Annotated in this window: 21 protein-coding genes and 1 pseudogene; 9 read left to right on the top strand and 13 right to left on the bottom strand. The window is 72.3% G+C overall.

Annotation, left to right across the window (positions count from 1 at the left end):
• Positions 1-4: 4 nt before the first annotated feature.
• Positions 5-1,042: an NlpC/P60 family protein gene (locus ACXJMZ_RS24600; protein WP_457032220.1), complete on the bottom strand. Its 1,038-nt coding sequence runs from the start codon at positions 1,040-1,042 to the stop codon at positions 5-7.
• A gap of 180 nt (positions 1,043-1,222) precedes the next feature.
• On the opposite strand from ACXJMZ_RS24600, the gene ACXJMZ_RS24595 reads away from it, so the two are divergent.
• On the top strand, positions 1,223-2,380 hold the full coding sequence (locus ACXJMZ_RS24595; RefSeq protein ID WP_457032219.1) for a low temperature requirement protein A: 1,158 nt from the start codon (positions 1,223-1,225) through the stop codon (positions 2,378-2,380).
• Positions 2,381-2,387: 7 nt separating this feature from the next.
• On the opposite strand, the gene ACXJMZ_RS24590 is transcribed toward ACXJMZ_RS24595, so the two are convergent.
• Together ACXJMZ_RS24590 and ACXJMZ_RS24585 are read right to left on the bottom strand one after the other, a co-directional pair.
• Complete coding sequence (locus ACXJMZ_RS24590) at positions 2,388-2,969, bottom strand: hypothetical protein (protein WP_457032218.1); 582 nt, start codon at positions 2,967-2,969, stop codon at positions 2,388-2,390.
• A gap of 16 nt (positions 2,970-2,985) precedes the next feature.
• Positions 2,986-3,786 (bottom strand): alpha/beta hydrolase, encoded by an 801-nt coding sequence (locus ACXJMZ_RS24585; RefSeq protein ID WP_457032217.1) that lies wholly within the window; start codon positions 3,784-3,786, stop codon positions 2,986-2,988.
• A gap of 204 nt (positions 3,787-3,990) precedes the next feature.
• Between ACXJMZ_RS24585 and ACXJMZ_RS24580 the strand changes: the two genes are divergently transcribed.
• The 3 genes and pseudogenes from ACXJMZ_RS24580 to ACXJMZ_RS24570 form a co-directional block, all read left to right on the top strand.
• Complete coding sequence (locus tag ACXJMZ_RS24580; protein WP_457032227.1) at positions 3,991-4,791, top strand: lysophospholipid acyltransferase family protein; 801 nt, start codon at positions 3,991-3,993, stop codon at positions 4,789-4,791.
• Positions 4,792-4,808: 17 nt separating this feature from the next.
• Entirely contained in the window at positions 4,809-5,990 is a 1,182-nt protein-coding gene (gene macS / locus ACXJMZ_RS24575; RefSeq protein ID WP_457032216.1) for a MacS family sensor histidine kinase, read from the top strand.
• A pseudogene (locus tag ACXJMZ_RS24570) lies at positions 5,990-6,574 on the top strand (response regulator); the annotation flags it as partial. The gene macS and the pseudogene ACXJMZ_RS24570, both read left to right, overlap by 1 nt.
• Before the next feature lie 35 nt (positions 6,575-6,609).
• Here the strand turns inward: ACXJMZ_RS24570 and ACXJMZ_RS24565 are convergent.
• On the bottom strand, positions 6,610-8,544 hold the full coding sequence (locus ACXJMZ_RS24565; protein ID WP_457032215.1) for an anthranilate synthase family protein: 1,935 nt from the start codon (positions 8,542-8,544) through the stop codon (positions 6,610-6,612).
• A gap of 300 nt (positions 8,545-8,844) precedes the next feature.
• Here ACXJMZ_RS24565 and ACXJMZ_RS24560 point away from each other — a divergent pair, with 300 nt between their 5' ends.
• The gene (locus tag ACXJMZ_RS24560) at positions 8,845-10,179 is read left to right on the top strand and encodes a class II 3-deoxy-7-phosphoheptulonate synthase (RefSeq protein WP_057233033.1); all 1,335 of its coding nucleotides are present in this window, start codon (positions 8,845-8,847) and stop codon (positions 10,177-10,179) included.
• Between the two features lie 128 nt (positions 10,180-10,307).
• On the top strand, positions 10,308-10,547 hold the full coding sequence (locus ACXJMZ_RS24555; protein WP_057233032.1) for a (2Fe-2S)-binding protein: 240 nt from the start codon (positions 10,308-10,310) through the stop codon (positions 10,545-10,547).
• 26 nt (positions 10,548-10,573) lie between these two features.
• Here the strand turns inward: ACXJMZ_RS24555 and bfr are convergent, their stop codons facing one another.
• Positions 10,574-11,053 (bottom strand): bacterioferritin, encoded by a 480-nt coding sequence (gene bfr / locus ACXJMZ_RS24550; RefSeq protein WP_457032214.1) that lies wholly within the window; start codon positions 11,051-11,053, stop codon positions 10,574-10,576.
• 197 nt (positions 11,054-11,250) lie between these two features.
• On the opposite strand from bfr, the gene ACXJMZ_RS24545 reads away from it, so the two are divergent.
• On the top strand, positions 11,251-11,880 hold the full coding sequence (locus ACXJMZ_RS24545; RefSeq protein WP_457032213.1) for a sulfite oxidase-like oxidoreductase: 630 nt from the start codon (positions 11,251-11,253) through the stop codon (positions 11,878-11,880).
• A gap of 15 nt (positions 11,881-11,895) precedes the next feature.
• Here the strand turns inward: ACXJMZ_RS24545 and pknB are convergent, their stop codons facing one another.
• The 5 genes from pknB to ACXJMZ_RS24520 all read right to left on the bottom strand — a co-directional run bounded on the left by pknB (position 11,896) and on the right by ACXJMZ_RS24520 (position 16,912).
• Positions 11,896-13,617, bottom strand: coding sequence for a Stk1 family PASTA domain-containing Ser/Thr kinase (pknB, locus tag ACXJMZ_RS24540; RefSeq protein ID WP_457032212.1), 1,722 nt, complete (start codon positions 13,615-13,617; stop codon positions 11,896-11,898).
• 254 nt (positions 13,618-13,871) lie between these two features.
• Complete coding sequence (locus ACXJMZ_RS24535) at positions 13,872-14,813, bottom strand: ROK family glucokinase (RefSeq protein ID WP_457032211.1); 942 nt, start codon at positions 14,811-14,813, stop codon at positions 13,872-13,874.
• Between the two features lie 197 nt (positions 14,814-15,010).
• On the bottom strand, positions 15,011-15,277 hold the full coding sequence (locus ACXJMZ_RS24530; protein WP_057233027.1) for a DUF5304 family protein: 267 nt from the start codon (positions 15,275-15,277) through the stop codon (positions 15,011-15,013).
• 31 nt (positions 15,278-15,308) lie between these two features.
• The gene (locus ACXJMZ_RS24525; RefSeq protein WP_457032210.1) at positions 15,309-16,472 is read right to left on the bottom strand and encodes an ArsA family ATPase; all 1,164 of its coding nucleotides are present in this window, start codon (positions 16,470-16,472) and stop codon (positions 15,309-15,311) included.
• An 8-nt stretch (positions 16,473-16,480) separates the two neighbouring features.
• The gene (locus tag ACXJMZ_RS24520) at positions 16,481-16,912 is read right to left on the bottom strand and encodes an SRPBCC family protein (protein WP_057233025.1); all 432 of its coding nucleotides are present in this window, start codon (positions 16,910-16,912) and stop codon (positions 16,481-16,483) included.
• 271 nt (positions 16,913-17,183) lie between these two features.
• On the opposite strand from ACXJMZ_RS24520, the gene ACXJMZ_RS24515 reads away from it, so the two are divergent.
• Complete coding sequence (locus ACXJMZ_RS24515; RefSeq protein ID WP_457032209.1) at positions 17,184-18,977, top strand: AMP-dependent synthetase/ligase; 1,794 nt, start codon at positions 17,184-17,186, stop codon at positions 18,975-18,977.
• A 116-nt stretch (positions 18,978-19,093) separates the two neighbouring features.
• Here ACXJMZ_RS24515 and ACXJMZ_RS24510 read toward each other — a convergent pair whose 3' ends face one another.
• Positions 19,094-20,233 carry a glycosyltransferase family 4 protein gene (locus ACXJMZ_RS24510; RefSeq protein WP_457032208.1) on the bottom strand — a complete coding sequence of 380 codons (1,140 nt, stop codon included), beginning with the start codon at positions 20,231-20,233 and terminating at the stop codon, positions 19,094-19,096.
• A 224-nt stretch (positions 20,234-20,457) separates the two neighbouring features.
• Between ACXJMZ_RS24510 and ACXJMZ_RS24505 the strand changes: the two genes are divergently transcribed.
• Positions 20,458-21,831, top strand: coding sequence for a glycosyltransferase 87 family protein (locus ACXJMZ_RS24505; RefSeq protein ID WP_457032207.1), 1,374 nt, complete (start codon positions 20,458-20,460; stop codon positions 21,829-21,831).
• 9 nt (positions 21,832-21,840) lie between these two features.
• Here the strand turns inward: ACXJMZ_RS24505 and ACXJMZ_RS24500 are convergent, their stop codons facing one another.
• Positions 21,841-23,079, bottom strand: coding sequence for a hypothetical protein (locus tag ACXJMZ_RS24500; protein WP_457032206.1), 1,239 nt, complete (start codon positions 23,077-23,079; stop codon positions 21,841-21,843).
• A 62-nt stretch (positions 23,080-23,141) separates the two neighbouring features.
• The gene (locus ACXJMZ_RS24495) at positions 23,142-24,206 is read right to left on the bottom strand and encodes an NlpC/P60 family protein (RefSeq protein WP_457032205.1); all 1,065 of its coding nucleotides are present in this window, start codon (positions 24,204-24,206) and stop codon (positions 23,142-23,144) included.
• Positions 24,207-24,429: the final 223 nt, after the last annotated feature.

Raw genomic sequence — 24,429 nt, 5'->3', positions numbered from 1 at the left:
GTTCTCAGACCCGGCGGATGGTGGAGATCTGAATGGCGTCGGCCTTCATCGTCTTCACCACGTCGCCCGCGCGCGGCGCGTGCACCACCAGGCCGTTGCCGATGTACATCCCGACGTGGCGCCGGTCGGAGTGGTAGACCACCAGGTCGCCCGGCAGTGCGTTGCGCCAGTCGGTGCCCACGTTGGCGCCCACGTCGCCCTGCTCCTGCGAGGTGCGCGGCAGCGAGACGCCGGCCTTCTCGTACGCGTACACCATGAGACCGGAGCAGTCGAAGGTGTCCGGGCCGGTGGCGCCCCACTTGTACGGGTCGCCCTGCTGGTCGAGCGCGGTCTTCACCGCGATCGCGGCGTTGCCGCCGGCCGGGGGCAGGGTGGAGGGGTCGATCCGGGAGGAGCTGCGCGAGGCGGTGCCGTCGGTGTCGCGCTGGATCGCTGCCCGGTCCACGGCACTGAGCTGGTTGAGCAGTTGCTGGGCCTCGGCGAGCTTCTTCTGCACCTCGCCCTTGGCGTCGTTCAGCACCTGGGTGTTGTGGTCCAGCTCGGCCAGCACGGCCGCCGCCTCCTGCTTCTGCTGGTCGAGGCGGCGCTGCTGGTCCTGGAGCGACTTCAGGCTCTGCGTCTGGGTCTGGTTCACCTGGTCGACGCTGGACGCCTTGGTCAGATAGTTCTCCGGGTCGGAGGAGAGCATCAACGCGACCGACGGGTCCACCCCACCGTCGCGGTACTCCTGCGCCGCCACCGCCGCCAGGCCGCCCTGAAGCTGCGTCATCTGCTCCTGGCCACGAGCCACCTGGTCCTGCAGCTGGTCGGCCTGCCTGCGCAGCTGCTCGGTCCGCTCCTTGGCACCGTTGTACCGCTCGGCAGCCTGCTCCTGCTCGGCGTAGAGCTGGTCGACCTGGACCTTGACCTCGTCCTTGCTCGGCTTGGCCGGCGCCGCATGCGCACCCGCCTGCGACGACAGCGCGACCGCGGTCGCTGCGGCAGCGGTCAGCACGGACACCCGTGCACGGCTCGACTGCTTGGGACGGCGGTGGGAAGTCAAGGGAGGTGCTCCTTCTTCCTGCTGGACTAACCCGTTGAGGCGATAATCCGGAATATAGGTTTGTCCGCAGACCGTAGTGAAGTCCCTTCTCCGTGTCCACTCCGTGATCTTCCGAACTCGTCCTGCCGACAGCCGAACTGACCGGCCGTCAGCGCGGCACGCCTCTGGCAGAGTGGGCGGATGAGCGAAGCGGTGGCAGCGCAGGACGATCACCGGGCCGGCTGGTTCGAGCTCTTCTTCGACCTGGTCTTCGTGGTGACGGTCAGTGTGCTGGCGCACGGCCTGCACGGCGATCCAGGACCGAAGGACTTCTGGACCTTCCTGGTGCTGTTCTTCCCGGCCTGGTGGGCCTGGGCCAACCTGATGGTGACCGTGAACGTCTTCGGCTCCGGCAGCGGCCGGGTCAGGACCGTCCTGCTCGCCGCGATGCCCGCCCTCGGCCTGATGGCGGCGGCCTCCCCCGAGGGCCTGGGCGACCGGGCCTGGGCGTACGCGCTCGGCGCCGCCTGGATCCGGCTGCTGTTCTTCGTGCTCTGGTTCGGCCGGGCCAGGGAGCCGGGCAGCCCGCTGCCGCTCTGGCGGCCGATGCTCTACTGCCTGGTGCCCGCGCTGCTCTGGGCGGTCTCGGCAGCGGTGCCCAACCCCTGGCGTTTCGTGCTCTGGGGTGTGGCGATGGCCCTGGAGGTCGTGCTGCTGGTGGTGCAGAGCGGGATGACCCAGGGCTTCTACGACCGGCTGACGGTCGAGCACCTGGTCGAGCGGATCGGCCTGTTCGTGGTCATCGTGCTCGGCGAGAGCGTCTTCACCACGGTCGCGGCCCTCGCCGAGCACTTCACCGGACCGTCCGCGGCCGCCGCCCTGTTCGGCTTCCTGGTGGCCGCCGAGCTCGCCCTGATCTTCTTCACCTGGGGCACCGGCAGCGCCGCCGAGGGCCTGACCCGGGCCCAGCGCGGCCACGCCGTCCGGGCGATCAGGGACACCGTGATGTACCTGCCGTTCGTGCTGGTCTCCGGCATCACGGTGATCGCCGCCGCGCTCGGCACCGCCGTCGCCGAGCCGGACCACCACCTGCCGCCCGGCGCCCGCTGGGCGCTCTGCGGCGGGGTGCTGGCCTTCTACACCGCCAACGCCGCCATCTCACTGCGCTACGGCGACGGCCTCGGCACCGTGCTGCGCTGGTACCTGCCGTGCCTGGTGCTGACGCCCGGCCTGCTGCTGCCCGCGACCCTGACCCTGCCGGCCTGGGGCGCGGTGGGCTGTGCGGCGGGGCTGGTCCTGCTGCTGGCCAAGCTCTCCAAGCTCAGCCGGAACCGCGACCACGGCGCGGCGCCGGCCTGACCGGACGTCAGACCACGGCCCCGCCGTGCGGGTCCTCCGGCTCGTCCTCGTCGCGGTCCTTCATCCGGGCCACCAGCGTGACGAAGCCGCCGAGGAAGGCGCTGACGCCGACCCAGGCCGGCCAGCCGGAGACCTCGCGCCAGACCAGCACGTCGAACAGCAGCAGCGCCGGGCCGCCGAGCACCGCGAGCCAGGCGAACCGGGCGGTGGTGTCCATCGGCGGCAGCGGCGGCGGCTCCGGCGGGACGAAGTGGCCCTCGTCCGGGTCCTCGGCGGCCACGTAGGCCCGGGGGTCGCCGCCGGCACCGGCGGCCGGGCGGGGGCGGGGCTGCGGGGCGAAGTCGTCCAGCTCGCCCTTCGGCGCGCGTCGGACCTCCTTGGCCCGGAGGTTCTCGATCTCCGGCCACTCCGGGTTGTTGAGGTCGACCGGGTCGTCGAACTGCGCCACCAGGGCGGCGAAGATCGCGTCCTGCTCGGCCTGGCTGCCGCCCACCGGGCGGCGCGCGGGCGCGTCGGAAGCCCCGGTCGGCTCAGGCTTGGCCTGGCCGTCCAGGGGCAGTTCCTCGTCGTCGCCCGCGGTGTTGTTCATCTGCACTGCCGGCCCTTCAGCCCAGGTGGTCCTCGGCGCTCGCGTCCACGGCACTCGCCTCCACGTGGGCCGCCGGGGTCAGCCGCCGGACGAAGTCGAGGCTTGCCTCGACGATCAGTCCGGCGTCGTGATCCAGCGTGGCCACGTGGTAGCTGCGCTCGCAGAGCAGCTCGGTCACATCGGTCGAGGATATCCGGGCCAGCACCAACTCGGAGTTGGCCGGGGAGACCACGTGGTCCTGCGGGCTGTGCAGCAGCAGCACCGGCCGGCGTACGTCGGGCAGCTCGGCCTGCACGGTCTTCCACAGCCGGGCCAGTGACCAGGCGGCATGCAGCGGCGTCCGGTCGTAGCCGAGCTCGTACGAGCCGGGCTTGGCGATGTCGTTCGCCACCCCGGCCAGGCTCGGGACGAGGTGCCGAATCACCGGCAACAGCACACTTGCGGGGTTGTCGGAACGCACGGACGGGTTGACGAGCACCAGTCCGGCCACCGCCGCACCCTGCCGGGCGGTCAGCCGCAGGGCGAGCGCGCCGCCCATCGAGAGGCCGCAGACGAAGACCTGGTCGCACTCGGCGGCCAGCTCCTTGAACGCCCGCTCGGCCTCGGCGTACCAGTCCTCCCAGCGGGTCAGCTGCATGTCCTGCCAGCGGGTGCCGTGGCCGGGGAGCAGCGGCAGCGAGACCGAGTACCCGGCCGCGGCGAACTCCTCGGCCCAGGACCGGAGCGACTGCGGCGAGCCGGTGAAGCCGTGCACGAACAGCACGCCGGTCCGGCCCCCCTGGTGACGGAACGGCTCGGCTCCGGGCAGCAACGGCATCAGCGGACTCCTTCGCGGTGCGGAGCCGCCCGGGCCCTGACGGGGCGTCGGCGGGGGCTCTGGTGGCGACTTCTGGCACTGGCAGGCGAATCGTCCCATGGTCGGCGGCGACTCGTACAGCCCCGCCGGTGCGTACGGGACCGGCCGGAAGCATTAGGATCGACCGGTCCGCACAACAGGAGGCCCCGGTTGTTCTACCGACTGATGAAGATGATCGTCGCACCGCTGCTGCGAATCTTCTTCCGGCCTTGGATCGAGGGTGCCGACAACATCCCCGACGACGGCCCCGCGATCATCGCGAGCAACCACCTGTCGTTCTCGGACTCGTTCTTCCTGCCTGCCCTGATGAAGCGTCGGGTGACCTTCATCGCCAAGGCGGAGTACTTCAACACCCCCGGCATCAAGGGCAAGCTGACCGCCGCCTTCTTCAAGGGCGTCGGCCAGCTCCCGGTGGACCGCTCGGGTGTCCGGGGCGCCGGTGAGGCCGCGATCCGCAGCGCCGTCGCGGTGATCGAGCGGGGCGAGCTGTTCGGGGTCTACCCCGAGGGCACCCGCTCCCCCGACGGCAAGCTCTACCGGGGCAAGGTCGGCGGCCTGGCCCGGGTCGCGCTGGCCACCGGCGCACCGGTGATCCCGGTCGCGATGATCGACACCGAGAAGGTCCAGCCGCCCGGCCAGGTGATGCCGAACTTCGGCGTCCGCCCCGGCATCCGGATCGGCCGTCCGCTCGACTTCTCCCGCTACCACGGCATGGAGAACGACCGCTTCATCCTCCGCTCCGTGACGGACGAGGTGATGTACGAGATCATGCGGCTGTCCGGCCAGGAGTACGTCGACATCTACGCGACCGCCGCCAAGCGCCAGATGGCCGAGGACAAGAAGCGCACCGACGCGGAGCGCAGGGCCGAGCAGAAGGCCATCAAGGCCCAGCAGGAGGCCGAGAAGAAGGCCGCCGAGGCCGAGGCCGCCGCGCAGGCCGAGAAGGACGCGTCGACCGAGCAGTAGCAGCGAGTGGGGGGACGATGGCCGATCACCGGCCCGGGTACGGCGGCACCGTGGCCGCCGGGGGCATGTCGGTCGAGATGCCGCTCTGGCGGGCCATCTCCTTCTTCCGCGTGATGGCTCTGGCCTACGCGGTGCTCCGCTACGTCGGTTCGTTCCACGACTTCCTGCACCCGGTCTCCGGCTGGATCTTCCTCGGCGCGCTCACCCTCTGGACGCTGGCCAGCTCCCGGGCCTTCGCCGGCCCGCAGCGCTGCACCTGGTACGTGCTCGGCACCGACCTGAGCTTCGCGGTGACCGGCATCGTGATGAGCGGCGTGATCGACACCGCCGCCCGGATCCACGCGGGCGCCCCGACCCTGCCGACCATCTGGGCGGCCGGCACGGTGCTCGGTTTCGCGGGCAAGGGCGGCTGGCGCTGGGCGGCCTTCGCCGGGGCGGTGGTCGGGGTGGCCAACATCGCCGGGCACGGCGGGATCACCCCGGACAACCTGCACAACATCGTGCTGCTGATGGTCGCGGGCTGCGCCATCGGCTACGTGATCGAACTGGCCCGGGCCAGCGAGGCCGCCCTCACCAGGGCGCTCCAGGTCGAGGCCGCCACCCGGGAGCGCGAGCGGCTCTCCCGGGACATCCACGACGGGGTGCTCCAGGTGCTCGCGCTGGTCCAGCGCCGGGAGGGCGACCTCGGCGAGCTGGCCCGGCTGGCGGGCGAACAGGAACGCGCCCTGCGCACCCTGATGACGGGCGGTCAGCCCGGCACCGGCCAGGACGGCGAGCAGGACCTGCTGGCGCTGCTCGGCCCGTACGCCGACGAACGGATCACCCTCTCCGCCCCGGCCACCCCCGTGCAGCTGCCCGGCCAGGTCGCCACCGGGCTGTCCGCCGCCGTCGGTGCCGCCGTGGACAACGTCCGCCGCCACGCGGGCGGGTCGGCCCGGGCCTGGATCCTGGTCGAGGACGAACCGGAGACGGTCACCGTGAGCATCCGCGACGACGGCCCCGGTTACCCGGCCGGGCGGCTGGCCGAGGCGGAGCGGGCCGGCCGGCTCGGCGTCTCCCAGTCCATCCGGGGCCGGCTGCTTGACCTCGGCGGCACCGCCGAGCTGTACTCCGCCCCTGGCGAGGGCGTCGAGATCGAACTCCGGGTGCCCCGCACCCGCCGCTTCGGCGATGGCACCCCAGAGAGACCGGAGGGCTGATGGACGGTCAGGTACGGATCATGGTGGTCGACGACCACCCGATGTGGCGCGAGGCGGTCTCCCGGGACCTGGCCGACGCCGGCTTCGACGTGGTGGCCACCGCCGGGGACGGCGAGGAGGCGGTCCGCCGGGCCCGGGCCAGCACCCCCCAGGTGATCGTGCTCGACCTCAACCTGCCCACCCTGCCCGGCGTCGAGGTCTGCCGCCAGGCCGTCGCCCAGGACCCGACCGTCCGGGTGCTCGTGCTCTCCGCCAGCGGCGAGCACGCCGACGTACTGGAGGCGGTGAAGTCCGGCGCCACCGGCTACCTGGTCAAGTCCGCCCACCGGGACGAACTGATCGACGCCGTCCGCCGCACCGCCCTCGGCGACCCGGTCTTCACCCCGGGCCTGGCCGGCCTGGTGCTCGGCGAGTTCCGCCGCCTGGCCACCGGCCCGTCCGCCCCCTCCGCCCCGCAGCTCACCGCCCGGGAGACCGAGGTGCTCCGGCTGGTCGCCAAGGGCCTGTCGTACCGTCAGATCGCCGACCGCCTGGTGCTCTCCCACCGCACGGTGCAGAACCACGTGCAGAACACCCTCGGCAAACGCTCTGAGAGCGCGTCGTCCCCGGCACCGGTCGGTCAGACCGCCACCACGCCGATGGCCGCCAGCAGTTCGGCGACCAGCACCACACCCTCCCGGGTGAGCACCGACTCGGGATGGAACTGCAGGGTGGCGAAGCCGGGGCCGCGCAGCGCGTGCACGTCGGTGGAGTCGTCGGCCCGGGCCACCTCGATGCCCTCGGCGGCCAGCCGGGCGGCGTCGGCGTCGGTACAGCGCGAGGTGAAGGTGTTGTAGAAGCCGACCGTCCGGCGGGTGCCGAACAGGTCGATGCTCTCCTGGGCGCCCTGGTAGGGGACGTCCTTACGGGCCAGCGGCAGGCCCAGCTCGGCCGAGACCAGCTGGTGGCTGAGGCAGACCGCGAGCAGCGGGGCCGTCCGGGCACCGCTGCGGGCGGCGGCCAGCGCCTCGGCCACGATCGGCCGCAGGATCGCCATCTTGGGGTCCGCCGGGTCGGCCGGGTCGCCGGGGCCCGGGCCGAGCACCAGCGGTCCCTGGTGGGCCGCCACCAGCTCGCGCAGGCCGGGGGTGTCGAAGCGCAGCACCCGGACCCGGTGGCCGAGCGAGGTGAGCAGGTGGGACAGCATCGAGGTGAAGGTGTCCTCCCCGTCCACCACCAGGGTCTCCCGCTCGGCGGTGACGGTGGCGGGCTCCTGCATCCGCAGCCAGAACGGGGCGAGCCTGGTGCGCCGGGAGTCCAGCGCGGCCTGCACCCGGTGGTCGTCGCCCAGCACCGGGCCGCCCTTGCGCGCGGTGCGGTGGGTGGGTGCGGGGCGGGCGCCGATCGCGGTCAGCACCCCGGCGGCCTTGGCGTGCGTCTCGGCCACCTCGGAGTCGGGGTCGGAGTGCCGGACCAGCGTGGCCCCGGCCCGGACCACCAGGCCGCCGGTGGGGTCGATGTCGACGGTGCGGATGCAGATCGGCGAGTCGAGCTGCTGCCCGCCGCTGGCGGTCCGGCCGATCAGGGCCAGCGCGCCGGAGTAGTAGCCGCGCCCGGTGCGCTCGTAGCGTTTGATCACCCGGGTGGCGTTCTGCACCGGGCTGCCGGTCACGGTGGCGGCGAACATGGTCTCCCTGAGCACCTCCCTGACGTCCAGTGAGGTCCGGCCGCGCAGCTCGTACTCGGTGTGCGCGAGGTGCGCCATCTCCTTGAGCCGGGGGCCGAGCACCTGCCCGCCGAGGTCGCCGACGGTGCACATCATCTTGAGTTCCTCGTCGACCACCATGGTGAGCTCCTCGAGCTCCTTGGGGTCGTTCAGGAAGTCCAGCAGCGAGTCGATGCCCGGGCCCGAGGCGGGGTAGCGGTACGTCCCGGAGATCGGGTTCATCACCACGGTGCCGCCGCTCTGCCGGACGTGGACCTCCGGCGAGGCGCCGACCAGGTACCTCTCCCCCGTGTGCACCAGGAAGGTCCAGTACGCCCCGCGCTCCTGGTCCAGCAGGCGGCGGAACAGGCTGAGCGGGGTGGTCGGCCCGAAGTCGTCCAGCCGGGCGGTGAAGTCCCGCCGGATCACGAAGTTGGCGCCCTCGCCCCGGCCGATCTCGTCCGCGATCACCGTACGGACGATCTCCGCGTACTCCCGGTCGTCGATGTCGAACGAACCGCCGACCAGCGAGACCGGCAGCTGCGGCAGCGCGGCCAGCACCTCGGCCAGCGGGAAGGTGTACTGCTCCTCGACCCGGATGCCCTGCAACGGGGTGCCGTCGTCGTGCGCCTCGAAGCCGCGCTCGCGGATCTGCCGGTACGGCACCAGGGCGAGCAGGTCGTGCCGCCCGCCGCCGGCCGGCACGCCGGGCGGCACCGGCAGGTCGGCCAGCTCGTCGTAGGCGCCCGCGGTGCCGATCAGGACCTCGATGGTGTCCGGCGCGTGCCGGGGGGTACGGCGGTGCAGCAAGGCGTACGCCGGAGCGTCGGCGGCGGAGAGGCGGTTCAGCAACGAAGTGAGGCTGGTCACGGTTCGACTGGTCCTTCCGGGAGGCGTGCGGGTGGGATTCCGCTTCCGGGGAGGGCCGTCCGGCTGTCCGAACGCCGACGGCCGCCCCGAGGGGCGGCCGTCGTGTGCGTCTAGGAACGCGCGACTTGTGGACCACCCACGGGGTTGGTCCACCACCAGGAGAAGGTGTGCGGCGTGTTCACGGCGCGAGCCTAACCCAAGTCGGGGACAGGTGAGGCTGTTCGGCTCATTGTCCATCAGGTGTCTCACCCATCGGGCGGTGTGGCCTTATTTCCGGTGGCAACCCGTAGCCTTGACCCCGTGACCGTGACAAATCAGCACTCCTGGCAGTCCCTGCCCGCGGCGCAGCAGCCTGAATGGCCGGATCCTGAGGCGCTGCGCAAGGCTCTTGCAGACCTCGCCTCGTATCCGCCGCTCGTCTTCGCCGGCGAGTGCGACCAGCTGCGCGCCCGGCTCGGTGCCGTCGCGCGTGGTGAGGCGTTCCTGCTGCAGGGCGGCGACTGCGCCGAGGCATTCGACGGCGTCTCCGCCGACCACATCCGCAACAAGCTGAAGACCCTGCTCCAGATGGCCGCCGTACTCACGTACGCGGCCTCGGTGCCGGTCCTGAAGGTCGGCCGGATCGCGGGCCAGTACTCCAAGCCGCGCTCCAAGTCGACCGAGACCCGGGACGGCGTCACGCTGCCGGTCTACCGGGGCGACTCGGTCAACGGCTTCGACTTCACCCCCGAGTCCCGGATTCCGGACCCCGAGCGCCTCAAGCGGATGTACAACGCCTCCGCGGCGACGCTCAACCTGGTCCGGGCCTTCACCACCGGTGGTTACGCCGACCTGCGCCAGGTGCACGCCTGGAACCAGGACTTCGTACGCAACTCCCCGGCCGGGCAGCGCTACGAGCAGCTGGCGCGTGAGATCGACAACGCGCTGGCCTTCATGAACGCCTGCGGGGTGGCCCCGGAGGAGTTCCGGACGGTCGAGTTCTACTCCTCGCACGAGGCGCTGGTGCTGGACTACGAGACGGCCCTGACCCGGGTCGACTCGCGGACCGGTGACCTCTACGACGTCTCGGGCCACATGGTCTGGATCGGTGAGCGCACCCGTCAACTCGACCACGCGCACATCGAGTTCGCCTCGAAGATCCGCAACCCGATCGGCGTGAAGCTCGGCCCGACCACCACGGTCGACGAGGCGCTCACCCTGATCGAGAAGCTCGACCCCGACCGCGAGCCCGGCCGGCTCACCTTCATCACCCGGATGGGCGCGGGCAAGGTCCGCGAGCACCTGCCCACCCTGGTGGAGAAGGTCACCGCCTCCGGCGCCCAGCCGGTGTGGATCTGCGACCCGATGCACGGCAACACCTTCGAGGCGTCCAGCGGTCACAAGACCCGGAAGTTCGACGACGTGCTCGACGAGGTCCGGGGCTTCTTCGAGGTGCACCGCGGCCTCGGCACCCACCCGGGCGGCATCCACGTCGAGCTCACCGGTGACGACGTCACCGAGTGCGTCGGCGGCGGCGACGAGGTGATGGTCGACGACCTGCACCAGCGCTACGAGACGGCCTGCGACCCGCGCCTGAACCGGAGCCAGTCGCTGGACCTCGCCTTCCAGGTGGCCGAGCTGTACCGGGGTCACTGACCCCCGATGTGACGAAGGCCCCTCCGCTTTCCGGGATCCGGAACGCGGAGGGGCTTTTTCGTGCCCGCATTATTGGGTAAGGTAAGCCTTAGCTCAACGCGCCGCACTAGTCCCCGGGAGTCACCGCGATGTACGTGTGCATGTGCCATGCGGTCACCGAGGCCCAGGTCAAGCAGCAGATCGACGACGGCGCGCAGACCCCCCGCGAGATAGCCAAGGGCTGCAAGGCCGGTACGGACTGCGGCTCCTGCGTCCGCCGGATCCAGGCCCTGCTCGGGGAGCACGGGGCCCGCCCCTGCCCGACAGCCAGGCTGGCCGCGAAGCTCGGTCTGGCCGAGCCCGAGCAGCCGGCCGCCCGGGCCGCCTGACCGCCCCTCGGGTCAGCCCTGCGTGATCAGCTCTCCGGCTGCTCGATGAGCTGCGCCAGGTAGAGCGCCTCGCCGAGCTTCTCCAGCAGTTCGAGCTGGGTGTCGAGGTAGTCGATGTGGTGCTCCTCGTCCGCCAGGATCGACTCGAAGAGGTTGGCCGAGGTGACGTCGTTCTTGGCCCGCATCACCACGATGCCGCGCTTGAGCCGGTCGATCGCCTCGACCTCGACCTGACGGTCCGCCTCGAACATCTCCTTGACGGTCTGTCCGACCCGGACATGGAACAGCCGCTGGTAGTTCGGCAGCCCGTCCAGGAAGAGGATCCGGTCGGTCAGCGTCTCCGCGTGCTTCATCTCGTCGAAGGACTCGTGCCGGGTGTACTTGGCGAGCTTCGTCCAGCCGAAGTTCTCCTGCATCTTGGCGTGCAGGAAGTACTGGTTGATGGCGGTCAGCTCGGCGGTGAGCTGCTCGTTGAGGAATTCGATGACCTCGGCGTCGCCCTTCATGGCGGTGCCCTCCTGCTCTTCGTCTACAACACACGCGGAACCACGGCTGACGGCATCGTGGCACTGTCCCGGGCGTAATTTCCAGTAAGTTCACACTTACTGGAACATGTGTCGGAATATCCGATTTATACCGTTCGAGCAATGGTGCGCCGAGGGGCGCGCGCGGCAGGGCGTCCGCCGTCTGTCACCATGGAGTCATGGGTCAGTCAGAACGCGAAGAGGTCCAGCCGCCTGACCCGAGACTCCCTCCCGGCCAGCGTCTGCAGCGCGGCTGGCCGGTGCTGCACTACGGCCCGGTCCCCCGGTTCAAGCCGCTGACCTGGGACTTCCAGGTGTTCGGGGCCACCGCCTCGGCGGAGAAGCACAGTTGGGACTTCGAAGGCTTCCACGCCCTGCCCCGGGTCACCGTGCACGGCGACTTCCACTGCGTGACCCGGTTCTCGATGCTCGACAACGAGTGGAGCGGGATCGCCGCCGCCACCATCCTCGAACGGGTGCCGCCCGCCGACCAGGTCACCCATGTGATGGTCTGGGCCGAGTACGGCTACAGCGCCAACCTCACGCTGGCCGAGTTCGCCGCCCCCTCCACCGTCTTCGCCACCCACCACGACGGCCGGCCGCTCACCGTCGAGCACGGCTTCCCGGTCCGTCTGGTGGTCCCCGGGCGGTACGCCTGGAAGGGCCCCAAGTGGGTCCGCGCGGTGGAGTACATGCGGGCCGACCGCCGGGGCTTCTGGGAGGAGCGCGGCTACCACAACCTGGCCGACCCGTGGGCCGAGCAGCGCTTCTCCTACCAGGAGGAGCCGGGCGACGGCCCGCTGCGCTGACGGCCCCTCAGCGGGTCAGATGAACGGGAAGGTGACGGTGACCGTCGCCCCCTGCTTGGCCGGCTGACCGGCCGCCGGGTTCTGGCTGGTCACCTTGCCGGTGCCGAACAGGTTCAGCCCGGAGGTCTGCGACTTGAACCCGGCGTCCTTGAGCACCTTCTCGGCCTCGTCCTTGGTCAGCCCGACCACGTTCGGCACCGGCTTCATCCCCTTGCTGACCGTCAGCGCCACCGGCGCGTCGACCGCGAGCGAGGTCCCCGCCGCCGGCAGCGTGGCGATCACCGCGCCCTGGGCCACCGTGTCGCTGTACTCCTCGGTGACCGTCCCCGGCGTCAACCGGGCGGCGGTCAGTTCCTTCCTGGCGTCCTCCAGCGGCCTGCCCGACACCCCGGGCACCGACACCCGCTCGGGGCCCTTGGAGAGCGTCACCCGCACCGGGTCGCTCTTCCGCGCCCGCGCACCCACCCCCGGGTCGGTCGCCATCACCTGCCCGGCCGGGACGGTCTCGCTGAACTGCTGGACGAAGCTCCCCTGCAGCCCGGCGGCGTCCAGCGTCTGCACCGCCTGCGCCTGGGTCTGCGCGACGATCGCGGGCACCTCGGCGTACAGCGCGCTGGACAGCGTGTACGTCGTCCCGCCGACCAGCAGCAGCACGGCGGTCAGCACCGCGGTCCAGATCAGCGGCTTGCGCGAACGGCGCGGTCGGGACCGCCTGGCCGGCGCCGGCTCGTCGTACGGGCGGGGCCGGGTGAGCATCATGGTGGGCACGTCCAGCACGCTGGTGCGCTCCACCGGGTTGAGCACCGAGGTGGCCTCGGTGGTCGGGTGCAGCGGGCTGCGCCGGGCGGAGGCGGGCGGCTCGGCGTCCAGCTGAGCGGGCGTCAGACCGCGCCGGGCCCGCTGCAGCGCGGCCAGCAGCTCGACCGCGTCGTACGGCCGCGCGCCGGGGTCGCGGGAGGTCGCGGCGGCGACTATCGCGTCCAGCTCGGCGCCCGCGCCGGGGGCGACCAGGGACGGCGGCGGGACGTCCTCGTGCAGGTGACGGTAGATCACCTGCATCGGGTTCTCGCCCTGGTAGGGCTTGGAGCCGGTGAGCATCTCGTACAGCAGGATGCCCGCCGCGTAGACGTCCACCCGCTGGTCGGTCGGCAGGCCGGGCTGGATCTGCTCGGGAGCGAGGTAGGAGACGGTGCCGAGCACGGTGCCGGCCGAGGTGGTCTCGGTGACCCCGTCCGCGCCGCTGAGCAGCCGGACCAGGCCGAAGTCGGCGACCTTGACCAGGCCGCCGTCGGTGATCAGTACGTTCTCCGGCTTCACGTCACGGTGCACCAGGCCCGCGCGGTGCGCGGCGCCGAGCGCGGCCAGCACCGGTTCGAGCACGTCCAGCGCACCCCGGACGCTCAGCGCGCCCCGGTCCCTGAGCAGGTCCCGCAGGGTCCGCCCGGGCACGTACTCCATCGCCAGGAAGACCGAGCGGCCGTCCGCCCCCTGGTCGAAGACGTTCACCACGTTGGGGTGGGCGAGCCGGGCCACCGCCTTGGCCTCCCGGATGAACCGGCCGGTGAACTCGGCGTCCTGGGCCAGCGAAGGGTGCATCACCTTCACCGCCACCACCCGGTCCAGCCGGGTGTCGGTGGCCCGGTAGACGGTGGCCATCCCGCCGACCGCGATCCGCTGCTCCACCCGGTACCGGGCGTCCAGCAGGGTACCGATCAGCGGGTCGGGCGTGATGTCCATCCGAGGAGTCTAGGGTCTGTCTGACAATTCCCGCCGGATCAGGCCGGGTCGTTCGGTGCGTGCGATCGGCGTGCGGCCGGGGCACCCTCGTAGCGGAGCTACTTGGGTGTTTCGGCCGTGCGGCGAGCGTGCGTGCCGGGCGACCCGGCCCCGGCGGGAATTGTCAGACAGACCCTGGGGGCCGCCCGGGGTGGAACGGCCGGACGGGCGGGCACCCAGTACTTCGGGTACCCGCCCATCGGGGTGATCCAGGGTCAGATCCGGGCCAGGTCGGCCGCGCCCGCGATACCGGCGGCGGAGCCCATGGTGGCGAGCACCACCTCGGCGCGGGGGCGGTGCACTCCGCCGGTGATGTACGTCTCGAAGGCGGCCGCGACCGGGTCGAGCAGCAGGTCGCCGGAGTCGGAGACGCCGCCGCCGAGCACGAAGACGGCGGGGTCGAAGAGCGCGGCCAGGTCGGCCATGCCGCGGCCGAGCCAGTCGGCCAGCTCGGCGTAGCACTCCAGCGCCAGCGGGTCGCCCTCGGCGGCGGCCTCGGTGATGTGGATGCCCCGGATGGTGTCGGCGAGGCCGTCGTTCAGCTCCAGCATCCGCTTGCCCGCGATCGGGTCGCCGGCTGCCTTCTCCCGGCCGTAGCGGCGCAGCGCGCGGCCGGAGCCGTACTGCTCCCAGCAGCCCTTGCCGCCGCAGCCGCAGAGCAGGCCGTCCGGCACCATGTTGAGGTGGCCGATCTCGCCCGCGACGCCGAACCGGCCGCGGTGCAGCCGCCCGTCCAGCACGATGCCGCCGCCGATCCCGGTGCCGACCGTGATCAGCACGGCGTCCTCGTGGGCGGCCGCCGCGCCGAACCTGAACTCGGCCCAGGCCGCGCAGTTGGCGTCGTTCTCGACCACGGTGGTGAGGCCGGTGAGCTCCTCGATCCGGACCTTGAGCGGCTCGTTCTCCCACGCGATGTTCGGCGCGAAGATCACCGTGGACCGGTCCCGGTCGACGAAGCCGGGAGCCCCGACACCGACCGCCGCGACCTCCGGGTGCTGCTCCTTGAGCTCGCGTACGGCCTGCGCGATGGCGTCGACCGCCCACTGGGGGTCGGCCGGGGTGGGTACCCGAGTCCGGGCGAGGATCTCGCCGTTCTCGTCGACCACGCCGGCCGCGATCTTCGTACCGCCGACATCGACGCCGATGGTCAGAACCATGTGTCCCTCAGCTATTCACTCGTTCCCGCTGAGCGGAAACGGTACCCGCCCAGGGGGGCTCCCGTACACACCGCTGCATACATTATTCGAAGACAATTTCCCGGAAGGACCGGAACGAGCATTCAGAAGTCGTACGATTTGCCTCGTTCGGTAACCCCGCGCAGGCGGCCGGTCACCACCTCTGACCAGCGAGTTCACTACTTGTCCGACGCTCCGTCAAGGTCGATGCGCTCGGCGTCGGCGTGTCCGGGCGCGGACCAGCTGCGCTCGTGACCGCTCACGGCCGCGCGGTAGGCGGCCAGCAGTTCGCCCCCGGCAGCGGCCAGGTGGCCGTACACCTCCGGGTTCTGCTCGCGCAGTCGGCCGCCGATCTCCTGGGCCTTCTCCCCCACCACCGCGGCGAACCGGCGCACCTCCTCCACCAGGTCGGCTCCGGCTGCGCGGTCTGACTGCTCGTCGGCCATCGGGCCCTCCTTCAGTGGATGCCTGCCGACGCTACCGGATGGCCCGGGGCCAGAGCTCGGGATCAGGGGCGAAGCGCACGATCAGCACGCCGTCGGTCAGCCCGGCCCCGCTCACCGTGCAGCGGCGCAGCGCGGCGGGCAGTGGCAGCAACCGGCGGTAGGCGCCCAGGCCGACCACCAGCTCGTCGCCGCGCCGGACCAGCTCCAGCTCGGCCCGGTCGGCGCCCGGCAGCGCCAGGTGCCAGAGCAGCAGCCCGTCCTCGGCCAGCCGGTCCTCCACCCACCAGGGGTGCTCGGCCGCCTGCGGGGCGGCGGCGCCGCCGTACAGCTGCTCGGCCACCGCCTCCAGGGCGGGCCCGGGCTGACGGCTGGTCAGCAGCGGTACGTCCAGCTCGTCGGCCAGCTCGGCCAGGGTGTCCCGTTCACGGGCGGCCTGCCCGGCCAGCCAGGGGTCGGCGGATTCGGTGGCGGCAGCGGGCAGCGCCCGGTGGGCGACCACCGCGTCCAGCCGCAGCCGGTGCAGGGCGAGCCCGGCCCGGATCCGGCGCAGCTCCGCCGAGCGAGGGGCGGTCGCGTCCACCACCAGGCGGACGGTGGTGCTGGGAGCCTCGATCACCGCCCGGGCCTCGGCCAGGGCGGCGGCGGCCCGGGTGCGGGCCTCGAACAGCCACTCGGCGGGCATCGGCACCCCGGCGACGGCGGCCAGCAGCGGGCGCAGCGCGCGGGCGGCCTGCCGCTGCTCGGGGAGCAGCCGGGCCAGGTAGCGGTCGAGTTGCTCGGGCAGCGCGAGCGCGGCGATCAGCTCGGCGGGGCGGGGGGCGGCCACCACCAGCACCTGGGCCCGGACGGTGCGCAGCGAGCGGAGCAGGGCGAGCTGGCCGGTGCCGGGCAGCGGGGTGAGCTCCTCCGGGTCCAGCGGGGTGGCGCCGAGCAGGTCGAAGGCGGGGCCCAGGACGCCGGAGAGTCCGTCGACCGCCGCCCGGAAGGCTGACGGTCCGTCGGTCCTGGCCACCGTCAGGGCGTCGGCGTACCGGACGGCCTGGTCGGTCAGCCGGGTGCCGAGCACGTCGTCCAGCACCCGGTGCGGGTCGTCGGCGGCCAGTAGATGGGTGGTCAGCCCCTGCCGCGCGTGGTGCAGGGCGGTGGCGGCGGCGACCTCTTCGGCCCCGTCGCCGCTGACCAGGATGGTCCGCATCGCGGGTATCAGCTCTCGACGCGCTTCTTCAGCCCGGCCAGCGCGCGGTCGATGATGACCTTCTCGGCCTTGCGCTTGATCATGCCGAGCATCGGGATCTTGACGTCCACGGCCAGCTGGTAGGTGACCTCGGTGCCGCTCCCGGCCGGGGCCAGCGCGTACGAGCCGTCCAGCGAACGCAGCATCTGACTCTTCACCAGGGTCCAGCTGACCTCGCGGTCGCCGTCCCAGGTGTAGGCCAGCACGTGCTCGTCGCGGATCGCCCCGGCGTCCAGCAGCAGACGCACCTGCGCGGCCCGGCCGTTCTCGGCGGTCTCCAGGACCTCGATCTCCTTGACCTCGCCGGTCCAGGCCGGGTACGCGGCGAAGTCCGCGATCACCGCCATGACTTCGGCCGGGGTGGCGTCGATGGTGATGCTCGACCTGGTGTGTTCCGCCATGACACGGCCTCCGCTGTCCTGTTACAGGTGTTGCGCCCAGGGAAGGCTATCGCGCTGCCGCCGCCCGCTTGCCCGGCGGGGCATCCGTCCAGGTCACGGCTGTCCGGGCTACCGGCGGGTCACCCGTGCGCTGTCATAGGGTGCGAGTCGGCAGTACCTGGTGAGGTCGCCGGTGTGACTCTTCGAACACCGGGCCGGGCAACTCTGGCCAATCTCACCTACCGGGCAGTAACGTCCTGCCGTCCCGCAGCGTCGCAGACGAGGAGCAGTCTTGCTCGAGTTCAGCCTTCCGGCCCGCTACCAGGTACCGAGCGGCGGTAACCTCTCCGACCTGGTCCACCAGAACGCCGAGCAGCACTCGGACGTGGCGGTTCTCAGCCGCAAGCTGGACGGACAGTGGGTGGATCTGACGGCGTCCCAGTTCCTCGCCGAGGTGCGCCGCACCGCCAAGGGCCTGATCGCGGCGGGCGTGGCCCCCGGCGACCGGGTCGGCGTGATGTCCCGCACCCGCTACGAGTGGACCGTGCTGGACTTCGCCATCTGGTGCGCGGGTGCGATCACCGTGCCGGTGTACGAGACCTCCTCCGCCGAGCAGGTCGCCTGGATCCTCGGCGACTCCGGCGCCGTCGCCGTGGTCACCGAGACCGACACCCACGCCGCCGTGGTGGCCGGGCTGCGCGACCGGCTGCCGGAGCTGGCCCACACCTGGCAGATCGAGCGCGGCGCCCTGGCCGAGCTGGCCGCGGCCGGCACGAAGGTCGCCGACAGCACGGTCACCGAGCGCCGCTCGGTGCCGACCGCCGACTCGATCGCCACCATCGTCTACACCTCGGGCACCACCGGGCGCCCGAAGGGCTGTCAGCTCACCCACGGCAACTTCCTGGCCGAGCTGGGCAATGTGACGGCCCGTCTGGAGCCGCTGTTCCGCACCGGGCACAGCTCGGTGCTGCTCTTCCTGCCGCTGGCCCACGTGCTCGGCCGGATCGCCGAGATCGCCGCCGTGATCGCCCCGATCAAGCTCGGCCACGTCTCCGAGATCAAGGACGTCACCGCCGAGCTGGCCGCGTTCCGGCCCACCCTGATCCTCGGCGTGCCCCGGGTCTTCGAGAAGGTCTACAACACCGCCAGAGCCAAGGCGCAGGCCGACGGCAAGGGCAAGATCTTCGACAAGGCGGCCGACACCGCCATCGCGTACAGCCGCGCCCTCGACCACGGCCGCCCGGGCCTCGGCCTGCGGCTCAAGCACACTGTCTTCGACAAGCTGGTCTACAGCAAGCTGCGGGCCGCCCTCGGCGSCCGGGCCACCCACGCGATCTCCGGCGGCGCCCCGCTCGGCGAGCGGCTCGGCCACTTCTACCGGGGCATCGGCTTCACCGTGCTGGAGGGCTACGGCCTGACCGAGACCTGCGCGGCCACCGCCTTCAACCCGCACGACCGGCCGAAGATCGGCACCGTCGGCCAGCCGCTGCCCGGCTCCGCGGTCCGGATCGCCGAGGACGGCGAGGTGCTGCTCAAGGGCCCGCAGATCTTCACCGGCTACTGGAACAACCCGACCGCCACGGCGGACGCGCTGCGCGACGGCTGGTTCGCCACCGGCGACCTGGGCAGCCTGGACGGCGACGGCTACCTGACCATCACCGGCCGGAAGAAGGAGATCCTGGTCACCGCGGGCGGCAAGAACGTCGCCCCCGCCGTGATCGAGGACCGGATCCGGGCCCACGCACTGATCGGTGAGGTGATGGTGGTCGGCGACCGCAAGCCGTTCATCGCCTGCCTGATCACCATCGACGAGGACTTCTTCCCGAGGTGGAAGGAGCTCACCGGCAAGCCCGCCGACGCGACCCTCGCCGAACTCCGAAACGATCCCGACCTGCTGTCGGCCGTTCAGGCCGCCGTGGACGAGGGCAACCAGGCGGTCTCGCAGGCCGAGGCGGTGAAGAAGTTCCACGTCCTGGACACCGTCTTCTCCGAGGAGAGCGGGCACCTCACGCCCTCGCTCAAGCTCAAGCGCAACGTGGTCATGAAGGACTTCGCCGCCGAAGTAGAGGGCCTCTACCGCCGCTAGACCCTTGGCAGGACGCCCAGTTGGCACACGCCAGGGGCTCGGGGAACTGCGACGCCCGAACGCCAGATCTCCTCGCAGTTCCCCGAGCCCCTGACCGTAGATGCCTGAGCCCCTGCCTAATCTGCTGCGAGCAGTGCCGTCAGCCGCCCCGCCAGGAGGTCCCAGCGCCAGGAGCGTTCGACCCAGCGGCGCCCCGCTTCGCCCATGGTGCGGCGGAGTTCGGGGTCGTGCAGCAGCCGTACGATCCGTTCGGCGACCGCTTCCGGGGAGCCGCCGGGGACGACGTAGCCGGTCTCGCCCTCGAGGACGGCGTCGGGGGCCCCGCCGGAGTCCCCGGCGATCACCGGCAGGCCGGTGGCGCTGGCCTCCAGGTAGACGATGCCCAGGCCCTCGACGTCCAGGCCGCCCCGGCGGGTGCGGCAGGGCATCGCGAAGACGTCGCCCGCGCCGTAGTGGGCGGGCAGCTCCGACCAGGGCACCGCCCCGGTGAAGCGGACCGAGGCGCTGACGCCCGTGGCCTCGGCGAGCTTCTCCAGCTCGCCCTGGTAGGGGCCGCCGCCGACGATCAGCAGCACCGCGTCCGGCACGTCCCGGAGGATCTGCGGCAGCGCGGCGATCAGGGTGTCCTGCCCCTTGCGCGGCACCAGCCGCGAGACGCAGACCACCACCGGACGGTCCGTCAGGCCGAGCCTGGCCCGGATCTCGGCGCCGCCGGAGTCGGGGCGGAAGGTCTGCTCGTCCACACCTGGCGGCAGCTGGACCATCCGGGCGGCCGCCTCGGGGCCGACCGCGGCGGCGATCCGGGAGCGGGTGTACTCGCCGAGGTAGGTCAGGGTGTCGGTGCCGGCGCCGATCCGGCGGAGCAGCTGCCGGGCGACCGGCAGCTGGGCCCAGGCGGCCTCGTGACCGTGCGTCATGCCGAGCAGCCGGCCCGCGCCGGCCCGCCGCAGTGCGGGGGCCATCAGGCCGAGCGGTGCGGCGGCGCCGAACCAGACCGAGTCACAGCCCTCGGCTCGGAGGATCTCGGCGGCCCGCCGGGTGACCCGGGGGGTCGGCAGCATCATCTTCGTCCGGTCCCGGATCACCGGGAACGGCTGCTCGGCGTCGAACTTCGCCACCTCGGAGCCGTCCCGCCAGGTCGAGGCGTACACCACGATGCTGCCGGCGGGCTGGCGCACCGCCATGTTGTGTACGAAGGCCTGGATACCGCCGGGCCGGGGCGGGAAGTCGTTGGTGACGATCAAGGTCTTGTGCATGCCACGGCTCGCTCGGTCGGGGGGTGCTCGGTGTACCGCTCGCTGATCCGTACCATAGGTCAACGCCCCGGTGTGCCGGGAACGCGACCGGCAGGTGCAGCCACGCTATTGATTAGGGTGGGCAGCCCGGGCCGGTCGATGCTTGCGGAGACGGCACGGCGAGAACGGACGGGGGCTCGGGGGTGGATCTGCGCGGCGCGCACCAAGTCGAACGAGGGAGTGCGGTGGAGTTGGCCCCGACCGGGAGCACCGGTATCAGCGCGGGCGGTGCCGACCGCGGCCCGGCGACGTCACCGGCGGGCGGCGCACTCTGGGGCCTGGCGGGCGGCTGGCTGGCCACCCGGGTACTGATCGTGCTGATGGTGCTCGGCCTGGTCAGCATCTCCGGTGCCGACGTGACCGCCGACGTCTCGGTGATCTACCACGGCTGGTACCAGGTGCTGCAGACCGGCACCTTCCCGCTGGACGACGTCACCTGGCAGTACCCGCCGGGCGCCGCCCTGGTGATCCTGCTGCCTGGCCTGCTGCCCTGGTCCTACCTGGTCTCGTTCTGGGTGGTCTGCGGGCTGGTCGACGCCCTCACCATGGGCCTGCTGATGCGGGCCGGGACGCGACGCGGCCGGAGCTTCACCGGCGCCTGGGTCTGGGTCGCGGGAGTGCCGCTGCTCGGGCCGACGGTCTACTGCCGGTACGACATCGTGGTGACCGCGCTGGCGGTCGCCGGGCTGCTGTTGGTGCTGCGGCGACCCGCACTCGGCGGTGTGCTGCTCGGCCTGGGCGGGCTGATCAAGGTCTGGCCGGTGCTGGCGCTGATCGGCACCCCGAAGGGGCGGCGGACCAGGCGCTCCTGGACGGCGGCGGTGGCCTCGTTCAGCGCGCTGGGCTTCCTGCTCGCGGCCGGTATGAACGGCGCCTTCGAGTTCCTCAAGTTCCAGCGGGACCGGGGCATCGAGGTGGAGTCGCTCGGCGCGCTGCCGCTGCACTTCGCCCGGCTGGCCGGTGGCTGGCACGGCGAGGTGAAGATGAACTACGGCTCGGTGGAGATGCTCGGGCCGTGGGTCACGGTGATCTCCAAGGTCTCGGTCGGGGCCAGCGTGATCGGCTTCGCCTGGCTGCTGTTCTGGCGGCTGCGGGCCAAGCGCTGGCAGACCGCGACCACCTTCGACGCGGCGCTGGCCGCGCTGCTGATCTTCACCGTGACCAGCCGGGTGATCAGCCCGCAGTACCTGGTCTGGGTGGTCGGCCTGACGGCGGTCTGTCTGACGGTGCGTGGCACCAGCCAGCGGCCGGTGGCCCTGCTGGTGCTGGCCGCGACGCTGTTCACCACGCTCGAGTTCCCGATGCTGTTCAACCAGGTGGTGAACAGTCAGGTGTGGGGCGTGGTGGCGCTGACGGTGCGAAACCTGCTGCTGCTGGCCGCCGCGATCCTGTCCTGCGTCCGGCTCTGGCGCTCCACCCGGGCCGTGGAGCCGGTCCGGACGCTGGTGCTGCCGCCCGCCCTGGAGGCACCGGTGCCGGCCGGGTATCCGGTCCGGCCCGGCATCGCCTACGAGCAGGACCTGCTGGACGGGATCGACAGCGCGAGCGTCCGTCAGTGACCCCCGCGCTCAGTGCGCGTAGCGCTGGTGCAGGTCCTCGCCCCACTGCCGGGTGAAGTCGGCCAGCCCTAGGCCAAGACGGGCCCGACAGAGCCCGTCCAGCCACTCCTCCCGGCCGCCGACGGGCTCGGTGGCCCCGGCCGCCCGGTAGAAGCCGACCAGCCGCTGCTCGCCGAACCGGCGGGCGATCAGGTCGCAGGCGGACCAGGCGAGTTCGTACGCCAGGCCGATGCCGGCCGAGCCGGCCGCGAAGTCGGCGTCGGTCGGCAGCACCGCCGTGAAGCCCTTGGCCGCGGCCGCCCTGGCGAGCTCCGGCGCGATCTGCCGGGGGCTCCGGCCGGTGCCCCGGTAGCCGGTGTAGTCGGCGACCCCCTCGGAGAGCCAGAGCGGGGTCCACGGCCGGGTGTCGGCCCGGGTCGCGACGTGGGTCGCCTCGTGCACGGTGACCACCCGGCGGCCCAGCTCGCTGAGCCCGGCGTACGCCTGCGGGTTGATCAGTACCCGGTCGGCCGGGCTGTGCAGCGGTGCCCCGGCGGCGGCCGTGGTGACGGCGGCTATGCCCTGGTACCCGGCCGCGGAGACCCCGAGCAGCGCGGCGAACTGCTCGCCGGTGGCCGGGAGGCCGAGCAGCAGCCGGCCCGCCCAGTCCCCGCCCCAGACCTCGGTCACCAGCGGGACGGCCCGGTCGGCGGTGGCCGCCGCCGCGGCCAGCGCGGCCGGTTCGGCCTGGCCCAGCACGATGCTGTGCCCGCCGCGGACCGCCCGGACCTCGCCGAGGTCCCAGAGCGCGGCGCCGCCGACCGGCTGGTCGGTGGTCAGCAGCCACTCGCCGTCCGTCAGCTCGAAGCCGATCCGCCGGGTCAGGACGGCCGGGTGGTCGTCGAAGTCGGCCACCCGCCAGCCGAGTTCGGCGGTCAGGGTCAGGGCGGCACCGACCGGCTCGGTGAAGTCGGTGATCCGGTAGGAGAGTTCGGCCAGCGGGAGCTGGGCCAGCCGGGCCAGCCCGGCCTGCTCGGCGGCCCGGTGGGCCGGGGCGACCCCGGCCGCCAGCGCGCTCCGGTCCAGCCGGAGCAGGGCCGTGGCCCGGTCGGCGAGCAGCGCCTCGATCCGGGGCCGGACCGGGACCGCCTCGGCACCGGCCGAGGTGGCCGGGGCCACAAGGGGCACTGCCACCGGCCGGGCCGACGGCGGCGAGAGCTGCACCAGACCGGCCGCCGCGAGCAGCAGCGCGGCCCGGCGCGACAGCACGGCACCGCCGGCCCGCGCCCCGGCCTCCGGGGTCGGGTCGGCGGCCGACGGCCGGGCACCGCTCAGACCCGCACCACCCCGGAGACGGGCATCGCGCTGACGCTCTCGTAGCGGACCCGCGCGCCCGGGTACGGCGCGTGCACCACCACACCGCCGCCGGCGTACATCCCGACGTGGTGCATGTCCCTGTAGAAGATCACCAGGTCTCCCGGCCGGGCCTCGGCAAGGCTGATCCGCTGCCCCGCGCCGGCCTGCTGCTGCGAGGTGCGCGGCAGGGTCACTCCGGCCTGCCGCCAGGCCCAGTACATCAGACCGGAGCAGTCGAACGTACGGGGCCCGGTCGAGCCGTAGACGTACGGCGAGCCGATCTTGCCGCTGGCGGCCGCCAGCGCTGCGGCGGCCCGGTCGGAGGCGGCGGGCAGGTTACCGAGGTCGAGCCGCTCGGCCCCCCGGGCGGCCCGCTTGGCGGCGTCCCTGGCGTCGTCGTCGACCATCCTGGCCCGCTCCCCCGCACCCAGCGAGTTCAGCAGCCGCTGGGCCTTGGCCAGCCTCTGCTTGACCTCCTGCTTGCTCTCGTTCAGGGTGCGCCGGACGGACTCCAGCTCGGCCAGCTTGGCCGTGGTCTCGGCCCGCCGCTGGTCGAGCCGCCGCTGACTGTCGATCACCTGGCGCAGGGTGTCGTTCTGCCGCTCCGCCGACTGGTCCAGGGTGCGGGCCCGGTACAGGTAGCCGGCCGGATCGGAGTCCAGCATCAGCTGGACCGCCGGGTCGATGCCGCCCGCCCGGTACTGGGCGGCAGCCACCGAGCCGAGCCCGGAACGCAGTCTGTTCAGCTCGTCCTGGCCGGCCGCCACCTGGTTCTGCAGCGAGCCGGTGTCGGCCTGCAGTTGACGCTGCTGCTCCAGGGCCGCGTTGAACTTCTCCGAGGCCTGCTCGGCCTCCTCGTAGAGCTGGTCGACCTGGGCCTTGACGTCCTTACGGGTCGGCGGCTCGGCCGGGGTGCCGGGAGCGGCCCCGGCGGCACCGGCCGCGGCCATTCCGAGCACCGTGGTGGCCGCGGCGGTGAACACCAGCGCCCGGGTGAACCGGCGGGCACCTGGCAGGGGAGAACGACTGTACGTCGACATACCGGCGGCGGCTCCGTTCCTGCGCCGGGCCACCGCCGCCGCCCCGGTCGGGCGGCTGTCCTTGCGAAGGTCCGGGGGCAGACGTTAGCGAGTCGCAGCGATCTAGTCCAAACCCCTACAGTGCCGAATATTTGACCACCAATCGGACATCTGCTCGGCCCCCCGGAAACGCCGCAGGCCCGGCACGGGGCCGGGCCTGCGGGTGGGGCCTGTCTGACGGGGG

The organism is Kitasatospora sp. P5_F3, assembly GCF_054049135.1.
This window is presented reverse-complemented; position numbering and strand designations above follow the sequence as displayed.

What these genes read in the sequence shown, in the direction of transcription:
- ACXJMZ_RS24595 (WP_457032219.1), top strand. Translation starts at nt 1,223, where the DNA reads ATGAGCGAAGCGGTGGCAGCGCAGGACGATCACCGGGCCGGCTGGTTC.
- ACXJMZ_RS24590 (WP_457032218.1), bottom strand. Translation starts at nt 2,969, where the DNA reads ATGAACAACACCGCGGGCGACGACGAGGAACTGCCCCTGGACGGCCAG.
- ACXJMZ_RS24585 (WP_457032217.1), bottom strand. Translation starts at nt 3,786, where the DNA reads ATGCCGTTGCTGCCCGGAGCCGAGCCGTTCCGTCACCAGGGGGGCCGG.
- ACXJMZ_RS24580 (WP_457032227.1), top strand. Translation starts at nt 3,991, where the DNA reads ATGAAGATGATCGTCGCACCGCTGCTGCGAATCTTCTTCCGGCCTTGG.
- macS (WP_457032216.1), top strand. Translation starts at nt 4,809, where the DNA reads ATGGCCGATCACCGGCCCGGGTACGGCGGCACCGTGGCCGCCGGGGGC.
- ACXJMZ_RS24555 (WP_057233032.1), top strand. Translation starts at nt 10,308, where the DNA reads ATGTACGTGTGCATGTGCCATGCGGTCACCGAGGCCCAGGTCAAGCAG.
- bfr (WP_457032214.1), bottom strand. Translation starts at nt 11,053, where the DNA reads ATGAAGGGCGACGCCGAGGTCATCGAATTCCTCAACGAGCAGCTCACC.
- ACXJMZ_RS24545 (WP_457032213.1), top strand. Translation starts at nt 11,251, where the DNA reads ATGGGTCAGTCAGAACGCGAAGAGGTCCAGCCGCCTGACCCGAGACTC.
- pknB (WP_457032212.1), bottom strand. Translation starts at nt 13,617, where the DNA reads ATGGACATCACGCCCGACCCGCTGATCGGTACCCTGCTGGACGCCCGG.
- ACXJMZ_RS24535 (WP_457032211.1), bottom strand. Translation starts at nt 14,813, where the DNA reads ATGGTTCTGACCATCGGCGTCGATGTCGGCGGTACGAAGATCGCGGCC.
- ACXJMZ_RS24530 (WP_057233027.1), bottom strand. Translation starts at nt 15,277, where the DNA reads ATGGCCGACGAGCAGTCAGACCGCGCAGCCGGAGCCGACCTGGTGGAG.
- ACXJMZ_RS24525 (WP_457032210.1), bottom strand. Translation starts at nt 16,472, where the DNA reads ATGCGGACCATCCTGGTCAGCGGCGACGGGGCCGAAGAGGTCGCCGCC.
- ACXJMZ_RS24520 (WP_057233025.1), bottom strand. Translation starts at nt 16,912, where the DNA reads ATGGCGGAACACACCAGGTCGAGCATCACCATCGACGCCACCCCGGCC.
- ACXJMZ_RS24510 (WP_457032208.1), bottom strand. Translation starts at nt 20,233, where the DNA reads ATGCACAAGACCTTGATCGTCACCAACGACTTCCCGCCCCGGCCCGGC.
- ACXJMZ_RS24495 (WP_457032205.1), bottom strand. Translation starts at nt 24,206, where the DNA reads ATGTCGACGTACAGTCGTTCTCCCCTGCCAGGTGCCCGCCGGTTCACC.